This is a genomic window from Paenibacillus sp. V4I5, assembly GCF_030817255.1.
In the GTDB taxonomy this organism is placed as follows: Bacteria; Bacillota; Bacilli; order Paenibacillales; family NBRC-103111; genus Paenibacillus_E.
Map to the genome: position 1 here is coordinate 3,060,713 of NZ_JAUSZB010000002.1, position 22,039 is coordinate 3,082,751.

The 22,039-nt window shown below is 41.1% G+C and carries 19 protein-coding genes; 6 read left to right on the forward strand and 13 right to left on the reverse strand.

Going from position 1 to position 22,039, the window contains the following annotated elements:
• Positions 1 to 97 precede the first annotated feature (97 nt).
• The 4 genes from QFZ78_RS15855 (at position 98) to QFZ78_RS15870 (ending at position 4,248) form a co-directional block, all read left to right on the forward strand.
• Positions 98 to 1,435, forward strand: a complete 1,338-nt coding sequence (locus QFZ78_RS15855) for an ABC transporter substrate-binding protein (protein ID WP_307548920.1) — start codon at positions 98 to 100, stop codon at positions 1,433 to 1,435.
• A gap of 81 nt (positions 1,436 to 1,516) precedes the next feature.
• Positions 1,517 to 2,374 carry a carbohydrate ABC transporter permease gene (locus QFZ78_RS15860; protein ID WP_307548921.1) on the forward strand — a complete coding sequence of 286 codons (858 nt, stop codon included), beginning with the start codon at positions 1,517 to 1,519 and terminating at the stop codon, positions 2,372 to 2,374.
• Positions 2,371 to 3,213, forward strand: coding sequence for a carbohydrate ABC transporter permease (locus tag QFZ78_RS15865; RefSeq protein ID WP_307548922.1), 843 nt, complete (start codon positions 2,371 to 2,373; stop codon positions 3,211 to 3,213). Before QFZ78_RS15860 ends, QFZ78_RS15865 begins: the two co-directional genes overlap by 4 nt.
• A gap of 48 nt (positions 3,214 to 3,261) precedes the next feature.
• Complete coding sequence (locus QFZ78_RS15870; protein ID WP_307548924.1) at positions 3,262 to 4,248, forward strand: glycoside hydrolase family 43 protein; 987 nt, start codon at positions 3,262 to 3,264, stop codon at positions 4,246 to 4,248.
• A 358-nt stretch (positions 4,249 to 4,606) separates the two neighbouring features.
• Here QFZ78_RS15870 and QFZ78_RS15875 read toward each other — a convergent pair whose 3' ends face one another.
• Positions 4,607 to 4,969: a hypothetical protein gene (locus QFZ78_RS15875; protein WP_307548926.1), complete on the reverse strand. Its 363-nt coding sequence runs from the start codon at positions 4,967 to 4,969 to the stop codon at positions 4,607 to 4,609.
• 765 nt (positions 4,970 to 5,734) lie between these two features.
• Between QFZ78_RS15875 and QFZ78_RS15880 the strand changes: the two genes are divergently transcribed.
• A complete protein-coding gene (locus QFZ78_RS15880; protein WP_307548927.1) occupies positions 5,735 to 5,908 on the forward strand; it encodes a TetR/AcrR family transcriptional regulator in 174 nt (57 codons plus the stop codon).
• A gap of 503 nt (positions 5,909 to 6,411) precedes the next feature.
• On the opposite strand, the gene QFZ78_RS15885 is transcribed toward QFZ78_RS15880, so the two are convergent.
• From QFZ78_RS15885 to QFZ78_RS15920, 8 genes are all read right to left on the reverse strand, one after another.
• On the reverse strand, positions 6,412 to 7,068 hold the full coding sequence (locus tag QFZ78_RS15885; RefSeq protein WP_307548928.1) for a hypothetical protein: 657 nt from the start codon (positions 7,066 to 7,068) through the stop codon (positions 6,412 to 6,414).
• 269 nt (positions 7,069 to 7,337) lie between these two features.
• Positions 7,338 to 7,805, reverse strand: a complete 468-nt coding sequence (locus QFZ78_RS15890) for a DUF2691 family protein (RefSeq protein WP_307548929.1) — start codon at positions 7,803 to 7,805, stop codon at positions 7,338 to 7,340.
• Positions 7,806 to 8,068: 263 nt separating this feature from the next.
• On the reverse strand, positions 8,069 to 8,554 hold the full coding sequence (locus QFZ78_RS15895) for a DUF4362 domain-containing protein (protein WP_307548930.1): 486 nt from the start codon (positions 8,552 to 8,554) through the stop codon (positions 8,069 to 8,071).
• Between the two features lie 32 nt (positions 8,555 to 8,586).
• Positions 8,587 to 9,636, reverse strand: a complete 1,050-nt coding sequence (locus QFZ78_RS15900; protein WP_307548931.1) for a DUF1835 domain-containing protein — start codon at positions 9,634 to 9,636, stop codon at positions 8,587 to 8,589.
• 799 nt (positions 9,637 to 10,435) lie between these two features.
• Entirely contained in the window at positions 10,436 to 10,846 is a 411-nt protein-coding gene (locus tag QFZ78_RS15905; protein ID WP_307548932.1) for a Fur family transcriptional regulator, read from the reverse strand.
• Positions 10,847 to 10,956: 110 nt separating this feature from the next.
• A complete protein-coding gene (gene katG / locus QFZ78_RS15910) occupies positions 10,957 to 13,149 on the reverse strand; it encodes a catalase/peroxidase HPI (protein ID WP_307548934.1) in 2,193 nt (730 codons plus the stop codon).
• A 462-nt stretch (positions 13,150 to 13,611) separates the two neighbouring features.
• Positions 13,612 to 14,073 (reverse strand): hypothetical protein, encoded by a 462-nt coding sequence (locus QFZ78_RS15915; RefSeq protein ID WP_307548936.1) that lies wholly within the window; start codon positions 14,071 to 14,073, stop codon positions 13,612 to 13,614.
• A 323-nt stretch (positions 14,074 to 14,396) separates the two neighbouring features.
• Positions 14,397 to 15,083 (reverse strand): HAD family hydrolase, encoded by a 687-nt coding sequence (locus QFZ78_RS15920; RefSeq protein ID WP_307548939.1) that lies wholly within the window; start codon positions 15,081 to 15,083, stop codon positions 14,397 to 14,399.
• 1,287 nt (positions 15,084 to 16,370) lie between these two features.
• Here QFZ78_RS15920 and QFZ78_RS15925 point away from each other — a divergent pair.
• Positions 16,371 to 17,588 (forward strand): IS110 family RNA-guided transposase, encoded by a 1,218-nt coding sequence (locus QFZ78_RS15925; RefSeq protein WP_307548941.1) that lies wholly within the window; start codon positions 16,371 to 16,373, stop codon positions 17,586 to 17,588.
• A gap of 132 nt (positions 17,589 to 17,720) precedes the next feature.
• On the opposite strand, the gene QFZ78_RS15930 is transcribed toward QFZ78_RS15925, so the two are convergent.
• The 4 genes from QFZ78_RS15930 to QFZ78_RS15945 all read right to left on the reverse strand — a co-directional run bounded on the left by QFZ78_RS15930 (position 17,721) and on the right by QFZ78_RS15945 (position 22,008).
• Entirely contained in the window at positions 17,721 to 18,272 is a 552-nt protein-coding gene (locus tag QFZ78_RS15930) for an HAD-IIIA family hydrolase (protein WP_307548943.1), read from the reverse strand.
• Between the two features lie 181 nt (positions 18,273 to 18,453).
• A complete protein-coding gene (locus QFZ78_RS15935; RefSeq protein ID WP_307548945.1) occupies positions 18,454 to 18,864 on the reverse strand; it encodes a hypothetical protein in 411 nt (136 codons plus the stop codon).
• Positions 18,865 to 18,916: 52 nt separating this feature from the next.
• Positions 18,917 to 20,338, reverse strand: coding sequence for an FAD-dependent oxidoreductase (locus QFZ78_RS15940; RefSeq protein ID WP_307548947.1), 1,422 nt, complete (start codon positions 20,336 to 20,338; stop codon positions 18,917 to 18,919).
• Between the two features lie 872 nt (positions 20,339 to 21,210).
• The gene (locus QFZ78_RS15945) at positions 21,211 to 22,008 is read right to left on the reverse strand and encodes a VanW family protein (RefSeq protein WP_307548949.1); all 798 of its coding nucleotides are present in this window, start codon (positions 22,006 to 22,008) and stop codon (positions 21,211 to 21,213) included.
• Positions 22,009 to 22,039: the final 31 nt, after the last annotated feature.

Genomic DNA, 22,039 nt, shown 5'->3' on the forward strand with positions numbered 1-22,039 from the left:
GTGAAAACGCAGCACTGAGCTAACGATTAAGGAGGTGAGGCGGAGAGTGTATTCAGCTAGTTCGAATGAAAAAAATTATAATGGAGGTCTCTACAAAATGAAGAAAACGATGCCAATGCTTCTATCTCTTGCACTTTCAGTAGTTGTTGTTGCCGGGTGCTCATCAAGCACTTCTACAAGCACAGCTACTCCGGCGGTTAGCGATACGCCAGCCGCAACTAAAGCGGCTCCAAAGGATGATGACAAGAAAGTTACCCTGTCCGTTGTGCATTACATGGTAGAAAAGCCTAAAGTGGATACTTTCAAAAAGCTTACAGAAAGCTTTACTAAAGCTAACCCGAACATTAACTTTGATATTCAGGTTATGCCGGTAGATAAATTCAGCGATAACATTAAAATGAAAATTGCTGCGAACGACCAGCCGGATATCATTTTTGGCCGTCCAGCGGGCATGGTTGAGATGACAAAGGCGGGCAACTTCCTTGATCTTACCAATGAAGCGTTCTCCCAAAAGATCGACGACAACTTCAAACCGAATGTAACTTACGATAACAAAATTTACGGTTTGCCAATCGATCTGATGACGAACGGCGTTATTTATAACAAAGATATTTTTAAACAAAACGGCATTGAAATTCCTAAAACTTATTCCGAATTAGTAAAAGTAGCAGAAACATTAAAAGCCAAAGGGATCCCTGCTTTTGCCGCATCTTGGAAAGACGGCGCTTCCTATATGAGCTTCATGTGGCCCGATATGTGGGGCGGTCCATTAGTGAAAATGCCGGATTATGCGGGCAGCATCACTTCCGGACAAAAGAAATTCGCGGATCTTCCGGAATACAAAGGCTTCCTGTCACGCGTGCACGAGCTTAGTCAATATACGAATTCGGATGCCAAAGATATCGATTATGACAGATCGCTTCAATACTTTGCTCAAGGTAAAGCAGCAATGGATATTATGGGCAGCTTTGCGATCGGTACGATTCGCAACTATAACCCGCAAGGAAATTTCGGCGTTTTCATGTTCCCTTCCTATGATAAAGTGGAAGATAACTACATGACGTTGTCTACGGACAATACTTGGATGATCGGCAGCAAATCGAAAAATGTGGATGCAGCGAAGAAATTCTTTACTTACATGGCATCAGACGAGGGCGCACAAATTTGGGCAGACGGCGTTCAAACTATCAGCGCTTTGAAAAACAATGTTAAGCCAAATAATGTAGACCCGATGGCAAGCGACTTCCTGGCTCTTTACAAAACGGGTAAAATCGTTAATAACCAATTGAAACCATTATGGTATGGACAGTTTGATGATTCATGGCAAAAAATTATGGTGAAATTCCTTTATACAGATCCAAAAACAAGAAAAGTAGACGATTTGCAAAAAGAATTGGATACTTCGTTCGCTAAGATCATTTCAAGCAGTAAATAATGGGTTCGCTGCTTGCTCTCGGCTCGAGCTCTTCGAGCCGGGAATTTATACGAAAGAGGAAATGAAGTCGGGGGTGAGTGGATGAAGAGAAAATACAGGGATGAAATCGTGAAATTTACATTTCTGATTCCAGCGCTCCTATTCTTTACGCTGGTTATCCTCGTGCCGTTTGTACGCGGAATTAATATCGCTTTCACGAATTGGGATGGTATTGCAGAACACTATAAATATGTAGGTCTGCGCAATATCATCTTGTTTTTTCAAGATAATGAGGTTATTGGTCCATTAAAAAATACGCTTTTTTTCGCATTTATAACAACATTTTTCGTCAATGTGTTTGGGTTAATTCTGGCTGTGGCGCTAAATAACAAATTTAAGGGTGTAAATTTTTTGAAAGCCGTTATTTTTATGCCGATGGTCATTAGTCTGGTGCTTGCAGCAGTGATCTGGCGCTACGTGTTCAGTGACATTTATCCGCTTATCTTTAACACATCTGGTGGGCTTTTAGGAAATCCCAATACGGTCATGTGGGGGATAGCCATCATATGTATTTGGAAGGAAACCGGTTTGGCGATGGTGATTTACTTTGCCGGGCTGCAAACGATCCCTAAAGATATGTATGAGTGCGCTCGTATTGACGGCGCAAATCCAGTGCAGCAGTTTTTCAAAATTACGATGCCTTTGCTGATGCCTGCCTTTACTTATTGCATTCCATTATGGCTGGGAACAGGGCTAAGACAATTCGATTATTCAATGGTTGCCACCAAAGGCGGCCCCGGTCGAGCGTCGGAAACCATGGCCATGTATATATACAATTATGAATTTCCTTATTTCAAGGCCGGGTATGGTCAAATGTCGGCATTAATACTATTCGCGATGATCCTCGTCATTACCTTGATCATTACGCAGTACTTAAGAAGAAAAGAGGTGGAGTTTTGAACGAACAGTCATCCAATGAGTCCAAATGGACAAAAATTGTTCGAGCGATTGTTATGTACCTCGTTGCCGCCTTATTTTTATTTCCGTTTTATATAGCGGTGGTCTATTCCCTTAAAACACCGGTGGAAACAGCAAAGGCCCCGCTTAGCTTTCCTGTACATTTTGCATGGTCGAATTATTCCAAAGCAATTGAAGCCGCTAATTTTTTTATGGCATTGAAGAATAGCCTGATCGTAACCGTAGCAACGGTTATTCTAGCTGTGCTTGTATGTTCCATGGGCGCCTATGTAATTTCAAGAAATAACAATAAATTTTACAACTTTTTCTATTTCCTATTTATGTCATCCATTATGATGCCCTTTCAAGTCATTATGTTCCCCTTGTATAAAACATGGGTCAATTTAAGCCTGCTCAACACCCTGCACGGTTTAACCATTTCGTTGGTTGGGGTGCAAATCGGGTACTTCTGTTTCCTTTATGTAGGTTTTATCAAGACGGTGCCAAGGGAGCTGGAAGAAGCAGCTACGATCGACGGTGCATCGCGGTACAGGACCTTTTTCAGCATTATTTTCCCACTGTTGAAGCCGATTAATATGACCATTATTGTGCTTAGCGCGTTAGGCGCTTGGAACGATTTTGTCGTTTCGATGGTTATCGTGCAAAAGAAAGCGGTATCGACCTTGCCGCTCGTCCAATTTCAGTTCTTCGGCGAGTATACGTCCGAGGTGAATATGGCTTTTGCAGCAATTCTGATGTCGATGGTTCCCATCATGCTGTTCTATATATTTGCTCAGAAATATATTATAGGTGGTGTGACCGCAGGGGCTGTAAAAGGATAGTTTTCAATACAATAGAATGATATTGCGGGAGAGAAAGGTTCATACAAAATGAATAATGATTTGAAGCATATACGTACAGAGGATTTTTGCAATCCCATCGTTGAGCAGCGCGCCGACCCTTGGGTCTATAAGCATACGGATGGCTATTATTATTTCACCGCTTCGGTACCGGAGTATGATCGCATTGAGCTCAGACGGGCTGAGCATATTCAGGATCTAGCCGCTGCTCCATCCGTGATCGCATGGAGAAAGCCGGATAGCGGCCCAATGAGCTCGCATATTTGGGCGCCTGAAATTCATTTAATCGAGGACAAATGGTACATCTATTTCGCCGCCGCCAAATCGGGAGATACGATAAATGGGATGTTTGATCATCGCATGTTCGTGCTTGAGAATAATTCCGCCAATCCTTTGGAGGGAACATGGTCGGAGAAAGGCCAAATCCGAACAGCCTGGGACAGCTTCTCATTAGACGCCACGACCTTTGAGCATCAAAATCAAAGATATTTAGTTTGGGCGCAGAATGATCCTCAAATTGAGGGAAATTCCAATCTATATATCGACCTTATGAGAAATCCTTGGACGCTGCAAGGGAAGCAGATTATGATTTCGAAGCCGGAATTAGCATGGGAAACGATTGGTTTTCTTGTTAACGAGGGGCCTGCGGTTATTCAAAGGAATGGGAAGCTCTTTATCAGTTATTCGGCCAGCGCGACTGATTTTAACTACTGCATGGGGCTGTTGATGGCCGATGAAGACAGTGATTTACTGGCGCCAAGCTCTTGGAGCAAAGCTTCAGATCCTGTTTTTCAAAGCAATAGCGAGACAGGTCAATTCGGACCGGGACACAATTGCTTTACAGTTTCAGCAGATGGAAGCGAAGATATCTTTGTCTATCATGCAAGAAACTATAAAGTCATTGAAGGCGATCCGCTTTATGACCCTAACCGACATGCGCGTGCTCAGAAATTAGCATGGAGCGAAGAAGGAACACCCGTTTTTGGAATTCCTGCCGCTGACAATAAAAAGAACTAATTCGTATCAGGTTTGGCTGATCCGCCAGTAAGCACGAATGATGTATGGCAACATGCATGATTCGTGTTTTTTTGTTTTGAATGGGGTCGGATCGGGAATCCTCTGTGGTTTGGGCCGTTGCGCCATGCGTCTGTATATACGGCATGAACATCACCGTATCGTTCTCCCTGATCATGTGCAAATGCAATTTGTCTGTCTTTCTCATCCATTCATTTGGTTTATTAAATTTTTGGGTCAGCTCTTCTACAGTCATATTCATTTCCTTAAAATCAGCCTTGATTTTTTCGTCGTTGGTAATAGCAGCAACCTTATTGTTTTTCAGTTGAAAAATATAAGGTTCAATCATTCCGTAATAACTTCAAGGATTTGATGGCGAAGGAGCTAATGCAAAGATATACTCTCCATTCTTTGTTAAAGTAGCTTGTAACTTATCAGTTTTTCCTTTGTAGCTTCCTCCAGGCACGGCTACTTTAATTTTGCTATTCGGTTCGACATTCCCTTTTAAAACTGTAGTTACCTCAACGGCATAATCGATTCCTGGAACACTACCCGTCTGGTCTTCATTCGTTGGATCAACAGAATCTCGTCTAAGATTCCGGGTCGTTCCTTTATCATCAATAACCTTATAAAGTCCGTCTGCCCACATCACTGTTGGAGCAACTGTTGAGTGTCCCAGACCGATAAAGTGTCCGATTTCATGCAGAGCAGTATTAATCTGCAAACTCGTTTTGCTATACGGTCGGAGTAATTATAGAACCACAGGTTGTTTAAACCTGCATCAGCGCTGCTGATTGTTGAGGTAAACGGTTTGCAATATAAATGGGCTCTCCCCATATTTGATCCTTCTTCATTATAAATACCGAAAATATTTGCTGTAGTCGAAATGTAATCATGTGACATATCAACTTTGGTCGGTGTATTATTCCATCCAAACAAAGGACTAATTTCCCATTCCTCGTTTTCAGGAACGGGCTTCTCTGTTATGCATCCAGTTAAGGATAGCAAAATGAACAAAACACTCGCTATTAATCGCATTACATCCTCCTTTATGAATAATTTACTAATTCCAGTTAATATAATTAATTATACAATATATTCCAATATTCAGCCGATAAACTAAACAAATAATAACAGATACCAAAGCTACCCTTATTATCCAAAAACGAAAAGGCTACCGATTCAAGACAGCCTAAGATAATACCTCAAATTAATTGCTTGCTATTTCTTCTCGTAACCCAAAACCTTTCCCCACACATTATTATTGGACAGTCGTCCAAATATTACTGTCTAAGCACATGCCGCCACCACGCTAAACTGCCCGTTAGCGGAGCGAAGGGCTGCAAAGCGGCAACTCTTACGATATACAACTTATTTGTCTCCGCGACAATAGGTACAGATTCTTGTCATGGCACTTCCGCGAGATGTTATACCGATAAATAAAAAAACCGCGATTTTCGCGGTCTATTATCGGTAAAGATTTGAGTTAATGGCAGACAAGGATTTCGAACAGATCACCGTTAACGATATTTCTGATCGAGCGAACTTGAACCGCGGAACTTTTTATTTGCATTTCACCGATAAGTACAATTTGCTGTACCGCTGCATTGAAGATCATCTTAACAACATGATAGAGGTTTGCTCGGCGATTCCATTTATGTGATTGGACAGGTGATCCATGTGAACGGGGGTTTGTATTTAGGTCAATAACCGTTTTAGGGGTTCCGCCAGGGTAGTACCAGCGTAGCTGGCACCGCTTCGAATACACCTCTAATGACTTCCCGCTCTCATGACCTGATTAATGTTGGATGTGTGCATCGCCAATTCCTTGCTTCTTCAGACATGTGAGCATAAAAGCCTCAGTTTATGTGGTGAAAGATTCTGTGTTAAACCGGCATCATCTGAATGCCCCCAAGGGAAACCCCTCTGGGGACTTTCTAGCCTTGGCCCAGTACCAGCGTAACTAACGGAACCCAACCCCAGTACACCAGCATAGTTTCATTGACTCGGTTCCAAATTTCTGACAAACGATCTCTGGGCCATGATGGTCTAAATCGCAACTAGCACTTTCAACAGGGCGCGAGGAATACCAACCATTAATGAGCAAAAAAAGATGACTCCTCTAATACATCAGGAGCCACCTCATTGCAAAGTTCAGAAATGATCTTACCTACTTGTTAGATCGCTAAATATCAAACCTGTAAGTTCATGCTTATGATATATTTCAATAAACCTCTCGGTACAGACGTTTCTCGCTGGATAATTAGTATTCATAATATCCTCACACCGCCATGAAGAAGCATCAATGATAAGGTTATGATCTGTATTTATGAAACTCGATCCTGGAGAAACTGCTCTAACCAACCCGCACTTGTTACAATGGATAAATTTCAGGTTTTGTTCTTGATGCAAACTAATCAAACCATTAATCATAACCATGTAGTACTGAGGGGGATTCTCCGGCATCTTTTTTACGTTCTCCCCTGCTAAACGGAGAAGTCTTTGAAATTCGGCAGGAGTTTCTTTCGGAGAAGAAACTATAATCTCTGTTTTTGAATATCCGGAAATACCTTCTAGGTCAAAAACTTCAATTGCCCTCTCTGATATTAACAAACCATCTGACGAATACAGAAAATCAGCATAGTGGTTATTTGTTAAAACAAATTGAGCTTTTCCTTCTTCCGAATTAACAGTTTTTCTCCAGTGAATGCCACAATCACTGCAATGGATATCCTCAAAAGAGGGAGGTCTAAGAACAACTTTGACTCCTGTAGCGAACTTCTTCTTTTTACCTTCGTCAGAAGAAAACGAATAAAATGTCATCTTATCACACTCTTCACCTAAAAATTGATAGTATATCCATACTTAGCTGCTAATTGCCTTGCTTTATTTTCTATATCTAAAGGAGTCGTGTTCCATTAAATTGGTTAAACCAAATTTCCCAATCTGAGTTAAAAGCTTTAGCTTCGCTTCTATGCTGTAGCTGACCGGCGACACAAACATAAGCGCTTTGAATGAAAAAATGGAACTGCCGCGAGGCAAGCTCCTTCACTATCGTTCTGCGTTAGTTGAATGAGATAAGTCGTATTATCTCACCAAACACTTAACCGTGTTCGGAAATCATTTTCTTCCGATATGTAAGTCAATGAATTTACACCTAGCTTCTCAGCATTTGAGTATAAATTGTTTAACGCTTCGGAGTTCTTACAGTAAATAGTTGTATATGTACAATCCACGATAAGTAAAACAAACTGGCATTCGCTTTCATGAAAATCTTCGAAAGTTTTTAAATTTTTGAGCTGTTTCCCTAGAGGGTATGCTTTAAGATCAGCATGAACAATGTATTGTGGAGTATCGGTTCCGATATAGTTAACTAGTAAATCGCCATTTAATGTTTCGATATTATTAGGAAATATCTCAACTAACTCTTTATTTACAAATGTATAACCTTCAACAGACCCAATAAACCAATTGTAGTTAGAACAATCAATTGATTTTAGAATTTTTGCCAACCAATGACCATACTCGTTAGGAATTTCAAAAGTGATGCCTCTAATCAACAATCACAACTCCTCTCCAATATGCTCCTAATTACCTTATTTTAACATAAACTTTTCCCGATAACCTCCACTTTACTATCATTTACTACCATGCTATGCTGCCCTTTAGCGGGGAAAAGGCAGCCTCTTGATCACGGCTGCCTTCACTGGTGACTTATTAAGCTATAGTTCCTCGTTAGTTCAATACAATTTTCAACTGACTAATCAATCTAAGCCACGCTAGTGTATGTTATCAGAAGATAATGCCTTCTTCTAAGCATCAACTATAATATCTCTTTTCTAAATGATATTAGCCTCAGTTGCTCATCTTCCTTGAAGTTATTACATTTAGACAATGCAACATCAAAGAACTCATCGTCTCTTTCATTCATTCGAATTGATTTACAGACATATTCCGTCTTGCCTTTGTCTGTACTCCATGCGTCTCGTGTGTTATCAACTATCCAATTTATTTCTTTACCATTTGAATTTACGTCATGAATCAATGGACCGCTATCCATTGTCGGAGAAATAATCATTAAGTTATCTCCTTTACCTTCATTAAATCTTTTCACCATTTCATCTACACGATCCAAATCCACTTGGTCAAGGTTAATAATAATTGACTTGTTTTTGTTTGTTTTTTCTTTATGAGATTGTTGATTTAAGAGTATAAAAATGACACCGATCAATCCAATAAAGACGATTAGTTGAATGTAAATTATCGTTTTCTTGTATTTAACGATTTTCCACCTCCGCAATAATTCCATATTTTGACTCCATAATATTGTACTACCTGAATTTATTTTTCTGCCCGCTGTTTTCGCCGGATGCTGTAAAATCTCATTCCTTCAGGAATGCCTTTGATTTCGAGGATACCGTCATAAATCATCTCTCTCAGTCGGTATTCAAAATAAGAATCACCGATATCCTGTTCGCAATAAGCAATAGCTTCTCCAATCAGACGGGGGGATATCAGAAATCCGTTATTGCCACTGGGTGGCTTCAGATCGTCCAGTTTCTCAAGCAAGTATTGGTCGTAATAATCGACAGATACAGAGAACACTACACCATCCTGCCAATTACGCAACGTTCCGCCTTGATCCGAAATGGCCAGCCATTCCTTTGCCAGCAGCGTCATATCAGCAGTGCCCAACTTATTGTTACCGTTCATACGGATAAGCGCTTCCTGAAGCTTGTCCGGCGGTATTTCACCTGAGTGCCTATATTCGATGAAGGCGTCCGGGCGGTTGTAAAGCTCTTCACATGTCGCGCAAGCATCACACACACTAATAATGTTTCGTTTATTGCGCAGCAGGTGTATCGCGTGTCGCATCCCTATCTGCTCACGTACACTGCGGCTGATCCAGACAATTACTTCTGCCTGTTCCGGAATTTGTTCCAACTTGTATAGCAGATCGTTGTACTCTTCTTCAAATTGAATGTAAGTCTCGAATGATTCCGTGATATTCTCGTGAAACCAGTCGCTCCGTGCCTTTCGCCCTTCTGTCGAGTCCAGATTGCCGAGTGGACCAATGGTGTAATTCTCTTTCATCGTAATTAGCTTGTGCGTTTCCGTCCATCCGACTCCTTTGAGTGCTTGCTTCATACCACCTGCAAAGGACTCGCCAACAACGATGTGCACATGCGTGCAACCTGGATCAGGATCCCAGAACGCCTTTTTTTCTTGATCTCCCATCAATTCATCGTTCAGCTCAATCAACTCAGCATCTGTCCCTTCTTCCTGCTCTTTCAGTAATCTAATTTGCTTTAATGCAAGCCTGAGATATAACATCAAATCTGTGTCCTTGAAACTATCGACTGCCATTTTTATTTCAAGTTTATCTTTCATTTGCTTTCCCCTCCTTCACGATTAGAGGCCTCATACTCCTAATCGGCTGGCTAACTCTCATCTACCACCATCCAATTTTAACATATTTCTCCACTAACCTGCCCGTTCGTAACGCGACTACCGTTCGGCGTTGTTATTTAGCTCCCCCGTCAGTTAGATCAACCAGAAATTGACGTGATCAAGATTACTAAACTCTTGAAAACAAAAAAAGCCCTCGTCCTCGAAAAGGACGAAAGCTGTTGCTCACGTGTTTCCACCTAAATTTACCGATCCCTCACGGTGACCGGCCTCTACAGGTACGTCAGTCACCGCATGAGGTGATTATACCCTGGCACGTTAACGGGTGCGCCCGGTGCGGCCTACTACCTCACCGGGAGGGTTCGATGCACAGCTCTGAGACCATGTTCGTCAGACGTTTCTTTACTCCTTTGCACCTACCGGAGCTCTCTGTTAAAAGAACTGGGTCCTACTACTCTTTCTCGTTTGCCTTATTCATATTCCTTATATATCCTTGGCGGTAAGTGGGCGACCACGGAATTCCAAGCTGGCGATGTGCTTAATTTCGGTATGTTCTTGCTGCACTGCTCACTCAAAAATACGACCAATCAGTATCGGATCAGCGTTGATGCGAGGTATCAGTCTGCTAACCAGAAGGTAGATGAAAGATGGAAAGACAAAAAGACACGGGGACATTTTAAATAAGTTCCTTAAAGTTCAAATAACATTTAAAAAAACCACAGCATGCAGCAGCCTGTTAAATCTTAACTGGCTGTTGCATACTGTGGTTTTCTCACAAAGACTACATGCATTTCGCACATACGCCATAAAACTCGACCTGATAGCTTTCAACCTGGAACGCACCTTTTTGGTTACCGACTGCCATCAATGCTTCGGTCTTTGCCGGCTCCAAATCGTAGATCTCACCGCAAACCTTACAATTGAAATGCCAGTGTTCCATTTCGTTGACTTCAAAGTTACTGGATTTGTCGCCATTCGTGAGCTCTTTGACGACTCCGATCTCTTTCAACTTCTTTAGCGTGTTATAGACTGTCGCTTGACTGACATAAGGAAATTTCTCGGTCATCAGGGTATAAATCCGATCCGCTGTCGGATGTGACAATTCGAATAAGAGCTCGACGATATGAACGCGCTGTGGAGTAAGACGCAGCCCTTTTTCTTTCATATGGTCTAATATCGTCTCCTTACTCATTATGATCCCCCTCTTTTCCTTTATTTTCCTTTTTGAACTTTAATAAAACTATAGCAAAGAACAGTATTTGTCGTTAAATACTGCTCCTTGCTTTACGTTATAAGTGCGTTTTACTTCAGATCGAAACGATCCGCATTCATTACTTTAACCCAGCTAGCTACAAAGTCGCGCACAAACTTTTCTTGGTTATCGTCTTGCGCATATACCTCTGCAATGGCACGCAGAATGGAGTTTGAACCGAATACAAGGTCAACAGTAGTCGCTGTACGCAGGATTTTACCCGTCTTGCGATCGCGTCCTTCAAATAGATCTCCGCCTACTGGGTTCCATTGTACGTTCATATCAAGCAAGTTAATGAAGAAATCGTTGGTGAGTGTGCCTACACGTTCGGTGAATACGCCGTGTTTGGTTCCCTCGAAGTTCGTACCTAATACACGCATACCGCCAACAAGAGCTGTCATTTCCGGAGCAGTCAGGTTGAGCAGATGTGCCTTGTCTACTAGAAGCTCTGCTGAGCTGATGCTATAATTCTTCTTCTGATAATTGCGGAAACCATCAAAGATTGGCTCTAGCACTGCGAAGCTTTCTACATCCGTTTGCTCTTGTGTTGCATCACCGCGTCCAGGAGTGAAAGGAACAGTTACGTTAAAGCCTGCATCACGGGCAGCTTTTTCCACCGCGGCGCTGCCGCCAAGTACTATCAGATCAGCGAGGCTCATTTCAGCATCAAGCTCTGATTGAATACCTTCTAAGATCGTAAGCACTTTAGTCAGTTGTGCAGGTTGGTTCACTTCCCAGTACTTCTGTGGGGCAAGACGGATACGAGCACCGTTTGCGCCGCCACGCATGTCAGAACCACGGAAAGTGCTAGCCGAAGCCCAAGCTGTAGTTACCAGTTCACTGACGGTAAGGCCTGAGTTTATAATTTTTGTTTTAAGATCTTCTACTTGTGCGTCTGTTAACGTATATCCAACAGCCGGCACAGCATCTTGCCAGATGAGAACTTCTTCAGGAACTTCTGGCCCTAAATATCTGGCAAGAGGACCCATGTCACGGTGAGTAAGCTTAAACCATGCACGAGCAAATGCATCAGCAAACTCATCTGAATTCTCATAGAAACGACGAGAAATTTTCTCGTAGGCAGGATCCACACGCAATGCCATATCTGCGGTAGTCATGATCGTCGCAACACGAATGGATGCATCTTCTGCATCAGGAGCTAGATGCTCTGCAACAGGATTGACTGGCGCCCACTGATTTGCGCCTGCTGGGCTTTTCGTAAGCGTCCATTCATACCCAAACAGTAGTTCAAAATAACCATTATCCCACTGTGTCGGATTCGCTGTCCAAGCACCTTCAATTCCGCTGGTGATGGTGTCGCGGCCTTTACCGGAGCCGTGCGAGCTGAGCCAACCTAAGCCTAGTGCTTCAATAGCAGCAGCCTCCGGCTCTGCACCCACATGCGCAGCATCGCCTGCACCATGTGCTTTACCAAATGTATGTCCACCGGCTACGAGTGCAACGGTTTCTTCATCGTTCATACCCATCCGTTTGAACGTTTCGCGAATATCACGAGCACTTGCAAGTGGATCTGGATTGCCATTAGGACCTTCTGGATTCACATAGATAAGTCCCATTTGAACGGCAGCAAGCGGATTCTGAAGCTCGCGATCACCTGTATAACGCTTATCCCCTAGCCACTCCGTTTCAATACCCCAGTAGATGTCTTCTTCTGGGTGCCACACGTCAGCACGTCCGCCGCCAAAACCAAATGTTTTGCCGCCCATCGATTCAATAGCGACATTACCAGTTAGAATGAACAAGTCGGCCCAAGAGATTTTGTTGCCATATTTTTGTTTAATCGGCCATAGTAATCTACGAGCTTTATCAAGGTTGCCGTTATCCGGCCAACTGTTAAGGGGAGCAAAACGCTGTGTTCCGGTTCCGCCACCTCCACGGCCGTCACCTGTACGATATGTACCTGCGGAGTGCCAAGCCATACGAATAAAGAACGGACCATAATGTCCGTAGTCAGCTGGCCACCAGTCTTGACTGTCAGTCATGAGAGCAGTTAAATCCTGCTTAAGCGATTGATAGTCTAATTTTGCAAATTCCTCTGCGTAATCAAAATCGTCTCCTAAAGGATTCGTTTTCCGGTCATGCTGATGGAGAATGTTCAAATTCAACTGATTAGGCCACCAGTTTCTATTCGTCGTACCACTAGATTTGTGCGTTGAAGCGCTTCCAGTGCTTCCATGCGAGAACGGGCATTTTCCTGAATTAGCAGCATCCATAGAGTTCATTTAAACCTCTCCATTCAATTTATAATAAGTTCTTAATAATAATAACTCTAATATAAGTTATAAACCTTTTTGGGATAGAAATCAACGTATTTATCTATGACTGACCAATCCACTAACAAGGATTTCCAGACACCTCTGCGCTGATAATCAGACATCCAATACACAACCTAATCCAATTAATATTGGGGAGTTGGCTCCAGATTGACCGTAATACCGTTAAACCCACTTTTAACAAAAGTCACTCTATGATACTCTGTTTTAAAGAAATCCTTTTCAAGGTTAACTTGCTCATAACCTATATTCCGGTTAAAACGTTAACGTATTTTCAGCAAAATAGGGACCGTCAGACTACGCGGCAGCCGGCGATCCCTATTTAAGTAACGTTCACCGTTAGTTCAATCATGATAGGGATACAGTTGCGCACACCTCGTACTTTCACGTTTCGGGTTGACACCATCAGTATCATAAGACTTTAACTATTATGGTTCCATGAAGCTTATTTTCAACATAGGCATTAAGCTGCCACAGTCCATTTGTTTTTAAAACGAGACTAGAGGGACTAGATGCCGTTGCACCCCAGTTAGTTCCTCCTAAATTAGATTCCCAAATCGTTTCTTCGTCGCCATTTTCACTGATTGCAGTCACTTTAAGTGTTTTACCTACCAATTCTTCTTGATCACCCCATAGGAGCCACATATACTTCTGTTTTTTACCAGCATAGAACGGGCTATTGCTTATGGCTAATCGTCCTTGTTCTCCTATCCACTGAGCTTTAATCTGTTCTCCCTTTTCATTTGTGGTTGTTAATTCAACATTACCCGACTCTTTCCAAACCGAAGTTGTGATAGATGATTCATTATTTTTACAACCAGTTAAAATAACTACAAAAATAACTGAAATTATTACAAGCAGAACTCGCGGCAATTTTTACACCTCCATCTTGACTATTTGTAATATTTTACAACATTAAAGCCCGTTCAGAACAGTTGAGTCATCTTTATCGGCTATTTTTAAGTTATCCTGCCCGTTACTTTAACGAGGCTGCCTATTCATGCCGGCAGTCTCGTCCTGATTTGTTATTGAACAAATGTATCCGTTAGCGTAATAAAGAAAGGGAGCAGCTTCAGCGTAAACTGCTCCTTGTTTGTTCAACTATCGTTCTTAGTTTGGTTATTCCGAGTTTAAATTTCCAACGAAATCTGTCACCAAAATAGCCTAGGGGCTGTCAAAGCAATTTGATTATTACATTAATTTCTTATTAATTCTAGCAACTCTAATGGCTTTATTAACTTGGGAAAACCCGTAATTTTTTCACTTTTAAAAGTCGGAATAAACCATGTAGCATGGTAAGCCCTCATTCCAATTCTTGCAGCTCCTTCTAGCTCATTGGAGCCTCCATCACCAACAAATAATGATTCAGATGGGGAGACATCCATTCTTTGACAGGCAAGATGATAAATAGAAGAATTAGGCTTTGCCGTTTTGACAGCAAAAGAAAAAATAACATCATCAAAATATTTTGCTATGGAACAGGAATCCCATGCTGATACTTCCTCTGGCGTACAGTTGCTAATTAAACAGATTTTCAATCCCGACGTTCTTATTTGGTCCAACATTTCTAAAATTTCATTGTCTATGCTGCCAAAAGGTATAGATTTGGACATAACACGTTCTTTATGTATTTCATTAATTTTTTCGTCGGTAACCTCATGTCCGAGATAATTAAAGATTTCACTTAGCACTGAAGGAAAATCAGAATAAGTACCATCCATTCTTTTTTCCTGTCTCTTATTCCACTCTTTATCAAATAATTTGGATTCTATCCCAAGCTGTTCTACGAAGTGGGTTGAACGCGGGGCCTTTCTTTTACCGTTTTCATATTCTGAAATAAGTGTCTCAAACAAATCAAAAAAGACAGCCTTTACTTCCAACATATTCACCCCTGAATATTCATTTTTATTTACATATTCTAGCTGATTTTCACTTTCCCTTGTTTCAGCTAGCGAATTGTTGATTAAACTAAACTCCCGTTACTTCAAAGAAAAAGGGAACAGCTGCCGGCCGCGGCGATCTGCTCCCTGGTTATTTAACTATCGGTTGCAATAGGTAAGCATTTGATGTTATCTCCAGCTTTTCCCCTGCTCCACACCGGACGTGCCAGTTTCCCGGCATCCGGCGTTCCCTCTAACTGAATTTACTAAATCATAAGTTCCTCGTTACTCAAGGATATTGACGGGTTGTCATCCTAGTAGCTTGCACTGTGGCATCCATTGATGTCCCCACGTTCCTACCTGATCGGTGCAATTCACGCTTGGAAAACAATTTTTCTTTTCAGTTAGACTTGGGGCTGTTCCTCCACTCCCATTACAGGAGATTCACCAGTCGTGCCCCTGCCCTCACAAGGATTAATGTATTTCGGCATGTGCCTTATAACAACCGTTTTGGGTAACAGCCCTTGTTGTAACGTCCCTTGCTTTCCAAGTCCCTTACATCCTAGCTATTCTTTCTGGACTTAGGTGCTTCCTCTAAGCCTGTGAGACCAATGCCGCCATTGTTCGGCATAGCGTATTTCATAGGAAAAATTCTTACTTTACGCCGCTCACCCCATCGTTTGATGGTGCATATGTTTCCATATGCTCTAACTTTAGACCTGTACATTCGGAAGTTCGTCAGTTCAGTCTGTTTGAACATTCTCACCATATTCAGTTTTTCAGCCACGCGACATATCTGTTGGCATACCTTTTCTGTTAGGACGGCTCTAGCCTTCATTCTGCCGAATCTACCTGTACTTCAAACCACATGTTCTGTTAAACATGACGCGCGCAGGAGTATTGGCGGGATGGTTTCAGGATACATGGTTCCGTCATTCCCATCCTTGGATGTAAAGTTAAGATTACATCTTGTAATCTCCTGCTTTTCACGCTGTTTGGCGCTTATAGCAGAACTTGTCATACTTACCCGTTAGCCATACATGCAGCGCAAGCGCCGCACCACAGATGATGAAAATGGGGTGAAAAATCTGTCAATACTGCTACTATGGCTGGGAGAGGAAGGTCGATGAACTATGGTGCCATAGAGCCCATCCGTTAGTCTGACTCCAACGATCACGGTGCATCACAGATTGTCGCTCCCTTTCGGGAAGCACTCATGGGAGATTAATCCTACTCTGATTGTTGCACCAGCCTCTACTTTGATTTAGCCATAGAGAGGATGTTTTAAAGATGGAAGTTGTCATTGAACGAGCATGCGGTATGGATATTCATAAGGATAACATTACAGCATGTATTCTTACGTCAAAGGGAAAGGAGATTCAAACGTTTTCAACTAAAACTGTGTTTCTATTAAAACTAATTGATTGGATTAAACAACATGAATGTACTCACGTTGCTATGGAAAGCACAGGGGTATTTTGGAAACCTATTGTCAATTTACTTGAAGCTGAAGGAATTGAATTTTTAGTGGTGAACGCTCAGCATATGAAAGCAGTGCCTGGACGTAAAACAGATGTCAAAGATTCGGAATGGATTGCCAAGCTTCTTCGTCATGGACTCCTCAAAGCAAGTTTCATTCCAGATCGAAATCAACGAGAGCTTCGAGAACTTGTTCGGTACCGTCGCAGTATCATTGAAGAAAGAGCCAGACAACACAATAGAATTCAAAAAGTGCTAGAAGGAGCAAATATTAAGCTAAGCTCAGTTGTGTCCGATATTATGGGCGTTTCTTCCCGTGATATGCTGCGTGCCATTGCGGATGGTGAAGATGATCCTGAAAAACTAGCGAAGTTCGCTAGACGCACCATGAAGCGAAAAAAGGATGATCTTGAACTCGCTCTCCAAGGCTATGTACACCCTCACCAACGCCTAATGATAAAAACCATTTTAACTCACATTGATTTCTTAAGTGAACAGATCGAGATGCTAGATCAAGAAGTCGCTATAAGGGTAACCCCATTCCATGACGACGTCGAACGATTAGATTCGATTCCTGGTATAGCCACTCGAATGGCGCAACAAATCTTAGCGGAAATCGGGACGAATATTAAAAAGCAGTTTCCGAGCGCTGCGCATTTCTGCTCCTGGGCAGGACTAGTACCTGGACATAACGAAAGTGCAGGAAAAAGGAAATCTGTCAAAGCCAAAAACGGAAACAAATATCTGAAATCTGCCTTAGTTGAAGCAGCCCATTCTGTTGCAGCGTCAAAAAACTATCTCGGCGCCATGTATAGACGTACAGCAGCACGAAAAGGAAAAAAACGAGCAGCCATCAATGTGGCTCACGCAATGTTAAGAATTGCTTACTATCTCTTAACTCGTAAGGAAATGTATGTTGACTTAGGTGAAGATTACTTTGACAAGCAGAAGCAACAATCTATTGTAAAGTACGCGGTTCGACGACTAGAAAGCTTAGGTTATTCTGTGACCATTTCAGAAGTCTCCTAATTCTTTAAAGAAACTAATACCTCTTTATTTCGGGCGCTCCAACCTTTTTAAAAAATGAATGAGCTGCGTCTTCTTTACTATTGCCTTTTTCAGTGACTGCAGTTTTAATTTTCATGGGAGTTCAGGAGCAAATTATTTTAAAAGCCAGTTAACTGCATCCAATAAATCTTCTGCTACATAGTCTGGGGCAGCCTCAAGCCATTTACCAAAGAATTGATTATTTTGGTATTTTGACAGATCTTTTTCACCCGATCCCGTTTTCACCAAAATTTTCGTACATCCCGCTTGTTCGGCTGCAAGCATATCAGTCCATCTATCGCCAATAACTACACAGTTCTTCAATTCCAAGTTATTATCTTTTGCTGCTTTAATGAGCATTTCTGGTGAGGGCTTTCGGCATGTACAACCATCTCCATGTTGGTGAGGACATATGTAAATTTTGTTGAAGCCAAATGAATTAAGTTCAATTAAAAAATCATCCAACTGTGCTTCTCCACGAGCTATTCCTGGTTGGTTTGTAAAAGAGAAAACTAGAATTCCAGCATTCTTCAACATTTCCATTGACTTAAGTGTAAAAGGGAATAATTCAAACTCTCCAGGATAAACAACCTCATTAGAACCACCAATAGTTCCATCCCTATCAATAAAAACAGCTTCTATTTTTATTGTATTTTCCACCTCCATTTTCGTCTTTTCACCTTTTATTATATTCCACTTGTTGAAGATAACTGCCCGTTAGTTTAACGCCCACGGCCAGTCTAAAACTTTATTTCCATCGGACACCATGATTACATAGCACCCTTGATAGACGCAAAAAAGCGGCTGCGACAGGAATGTATTGCTACAGTTATGAACTGTTTGTGAGCTAGGTAGTCTTTTCACACTTCTCTACATTTAATATTTTCCACTCATTATTCTTCTTCATCAAAGTAATTACAATGACCTCATTTGAATCATGATTTCCTTGGTCTAAAGAATGAAATCCATCATTGTACAAAAAACTGACCTCCACAACAGCATTTTTATTGTTTGCTTTAAGTATATTTATCGGCTTTTCAATCAGCTTACCTATGTAAAATGGCTCGTCTGTAAAAATCTTCTCGGCAGGACTATTTTTCTCAGTTAGCTTTAAAAGATTCAGTTTATTATTCTCTTCTTGTATAGCATTGAAGAATAAATCAATGACCGTTGTTATAGTTTGATCTTCTTTCTGGCTGGAACAACCTATTCCTGTGAAAAGAATAATATGAATGATGATGAAAGTGCGTACTAACATATTTCAACCAATCACCCCAAACAACAATATTAATAGTGTTATAAGGAACTAACTATTTCACTACAAAAGAACCCCGATTAAGCTTTTCCAACTGCTCCGGTGTCAGGTGTTTGATTTTATCTTTACCTTGCACTCCGGAAATGGTTAGACCTCTCTTTTTTAGCGACTCATGAAAGTCATTCATCTGCTTCTTAGTAAGGAGTGTCAATTCATGTTTATCCTCAATATAACCTAGCAAATAGCCAATAACCTCTCCGGCCAGAGCAGTGTTAGGTTGAATTCGGGCACTACCATACGCAGGTCCGGTTGCCCCAACGTTTTTTCCTGCAACAATTACATTTTTAAATCCTTTTGATATAAAAGACCGTAGTGGCATGCCGTACAAATCAGGATCTCCTTTAGAACTTCCCCATACAGAGTTTTGTGTCCCTTGTAGGTCGAGCGGGTATCCGGCAATGCTTACGTTATCCCAAAAGGTCTTACCGCTCATTAGATCTGAAGCCTCAAGTACATACTCCGTTTCGTATCGGTCATAATCTCTTATATATAAATAATCGGGATAACCGTTCAGCTCTGCTTTTTCCCAACCAGGTAACTCCTTACGAAGGTGTTGAAGTACCAGTGCGGTTTCACTTCTCCCTAGTTCCTTTGCCTTTTGAAGACTATCTGGATTCGCAGCGTCTACGTTATAGACGAGCAGTGCGTTAATCATTGCTTCACCGTTTAGCTGATTCACTGTATTAAGACCACGAAGGAAAACTTCTGAAGTGGTTGGCTTATATCGGGCTCCTACTTTACTGAATCCCCAAGTAAACATTTCTGTAACGGTCGTACCACTACCGTACTTTTCCTCAATTTCTTTTCGACTCAAGTTGTTTACTTCTTTTTTAAAGGTATTCCAATCAACGTTCTTAAACTTCATCATAAGCGAAGACGCCATATAATCCTTAGCCCCACCAAATACAAGTTCTACCCCCTGAATGCGGCTCAGCCCCAAACGGCTTGTCATCGCTGCAAAATCTGTATTCTCTACAAAATATTTGGCGGTAATACTTTTTTCCTGGCCATCTTTTGTGCGATAGTGAAGCTGGTTGATCTGCTTTAGGGATGTACTCGAATCAGTTGCAACCTCAAGTTTTGTGATGGTAATGCCTGATTCCATCGGAATACCCTCGATGAGCTTATTATAATAAGACTCAAATTCCAAAGATTTGCGGATACTGCCGTCTTTATAAGCATCAAATAGTGTCTTCACTTTACCTTGAAGAAGCGATCTACCACTATCCGACTGAGGTTCGTCCAAGTATAACATTTGCCCTTGGATTAATTGCCCACCTGGTTTCTCTCTTGGATCCAAAATAACCACTGAAAGACCTTCTTCCCGCGCAGCATCGGCTAAATATATACCTTCAATTTCAGAACCAATTAAAACAATGTCTGGACGGCTGGGATCGGCAGAAACTGTTTTTTTCACTGCACTTTCTTTATCCTTACAACCGGATATTATTAGGATCGTTACCAACAAAATAACCTTAACCGTAGCTTTATGCATAAGCATGCTTAAATTTATCTCCTTTTCCTAAAATCCACTATTATCCAGTAATACTAATAGTTAGACGATAACCACGAATAATAGTTGCACTTACGATTAAAAGTTTACATAATCATCTAAATGTGGCCGCGCAATCCATTATACTGAAAAGGCTTAAGCCGAGAATCCGACTAGATTCGATTAGTCCCTGGCAGCCGATTAACCTTCCATGGAACAATACAAAAAGAAGCTCCTTTCCCAGTGAGGGACAAGCTTCTTTTTTCTTTGATTTTCTCTTGTTTTCTATACCGTCGATTTCCGGACCCACCTGCCAGTTGCTGAACTATCGTTTTCCGTTAGCTTAATCTGTAAGTGCCTTTTTGAAGTTTGGTACTTTAATTTCGTTTATGAAACTAAAATTTCTTCTACTGCTTTCCCTATTAAATTGTAATTTTTATAGTGTCCATTCTTCCGCTCAGTATTATTTCAAATTGATCTACACGATCCGCGGCCATGTAGCAGTGCATGATACGATCTTTAGCAACAAACTCATCATTCAATTTTATTCCAAACTCCCCCACATACACTCGTTCAATAACTACTGTAAGGGTAACTATGGGGCACTACTTTCAGGGATATTTATGCTTTATATATTCCGTAGAGATAAATAAATCTTCTAGTTCACTCTTGTTGGATTCCAGCTCAAGAAGGCCACCTATCTAATGTAATAGAGGCTCCACTTATTCTTGGGAGCCATTTTCGTTCTGCATTGAACTACTGTTTTTCATTAATAATCACGGGTACGGGTCTAATCATCAATTTGATTTCATGTATTTAACTTCTGAATTATTCCTAATTATTAATTGCTCATTAGCAAGCTTACTATCATATTTGTTTATTTCCATTCTCCATATTTCATTTTTCCTATACCACCTGTTTTCAATTTGTTCAAACTGATGATTTCTTTCTTCTACTTTGTATATAAATTCTACTTCCGTGTTACTACGTATCGTTCCTTCCAAAAATTCATCAGATATAAAGACATTGAATTGAAACGTGTATTTTGTCGGGTTGTACAACTGTAAATCTAGATAATTATAAAATACACTTGTGCCTGTTCCAAAAGGGACAACCCTTCGATCATCTGGAAATATATCAAAACTATGATGATGCCTTTCTTTAATATTAAGCGGAGTATGTAGAGCCAGCCAAAATAGCATATTTGCTAATTGACAAAGTCCACCGCCGGTTCCTGTTCGAACTTCTCCATGAGATAACATTAAACCTTCAATATATCCTTTAGCCTTCGTTGTTTTCCCAATAAGTTTCCAAAATGAAAATGTTTCTCCTGGTTTTATAACGATCCCATCAATTTGACCAAGAGCAATTTTTAAATTATTAATTTTATTCTCTTGCAAAATTGGATCGGAATTTGCCAAGACTCTTCTTAAAATGGACTTATGTTTCTTGCAGATAAAAGTAAACTGATTCGTATTTTTATTACATGAATAATTATTTTTAGGGTTTAGATTACTAATATGTCTCTTCAAAATAAGTTGCTCAACTCTCAACTTGTATAAAAAAGGAAAATAGCTTAATATCATTTTCTTCATTGTGCGAATCCCCTATAATGCCTGAGTTTTT

Excerpts from the sequence above, each read along its gene's own strand:
- QFZ78_RS15855 (WP_307548920.1), top strand. The coding sequence starts at position 98 with ATGAAGAAAACGATGCCAATGCTTCTATCTCTTGCACTTTCAGTAGTT.
- QFZ78_RS15860 (WP_307548921.1), top strand. The coding sequence starts at position 1,517 with ATGAAGAGAAAATACAGGGATGAAATCGTGAAATTTACATTTCTGATT.
- QFZ78_RS15870 (WP_307548924.1), top strand. The coding sequence starts at position 3,262 with ATGAATAATGATTTGAAGCATATACGTACAGAGGATTTTTGCAATCCC.
- QFZ78_RS15880 (WP_307548927.1), top strand. The coding sequence starts at position 5,735 with ATGGCAGACAAGGATTTCGAACAGATCACCGTTAACGATATTTCTGAT.
- QFZ78_RS15885 (WP_307548928.1), bottom strand. The coding sequence starts at position 7,068 with ATGACATTTTATTCGTTTTCTTCTGACGAAGGTAAAAAGAAGAAGTTC.
- QFZ78_RS15895 (WP_307548930.1), bottom strand. The coding sequence starts at position 8,554 with ATGGAATTATTGCGGAGGTGGAAAATCGTTAAATACAAGAAAACGATA.
- QFZ78_RS15900 (WP_307548931.1), bottom strand. The coding sequence starts at position 9,636 with ATGAAAGATAAACTTGAAATAAAAATGGCAGTCGATAGTTTCAAGGAC.
- QFZ78_RS15905 (WP_307548932.1), bottom strand. The coding sequence starts at position 10,846 with ATGAGTAAGGAGACGATATTAGACCATATGAAAGAAAAAGGGCTGCGT.
- katG (WP_307548934.1), bottom strand. The coding sequence starts at position 13,149 with ATGAACTCTATGGATGCTGCTAATTCAGGAAAATGCCCGTTCTCGCAT.
- QFZ78_RS15920 (WP_307548939.1), bottom strand. The coding sequence starts at position 15,083 with ATGTTGGAAGTAAAGGCTGTCTTTTTTGATTTGTTTGAGACACTTATT.
- QFZ78_RS15925 (WP_307548941.1), top strand. The coding sequence starts at position 16,371 with ATGGAAGTTGTCATTGAACGAGCATGCGGTATGGATATTCATAAGGAT.
- QFZ78_RS15930 (WP_307548943.1), bottom strand. The coding sequence starts at position 18,272 with ATGGAGGTGGAAAATACAATAAAAATAGAAGCTGTTTTTATTGATAGG.
- QFZ78_RS15935 (WP_307548945.1), bottom strand. The coding sequence starts at position 18,864 with ATGTTAGTACGCACTTTCATCATCATTCATATTATTCTTTTCACAGGA.
- QFZ78_RS15945 (WP_307548949.1), bottom strand. The coding sequence starts at position 22,008 with ATGAAGAAAATGATATTAAGCTATTTTCCTTTTTTATACAAGTTGAGA.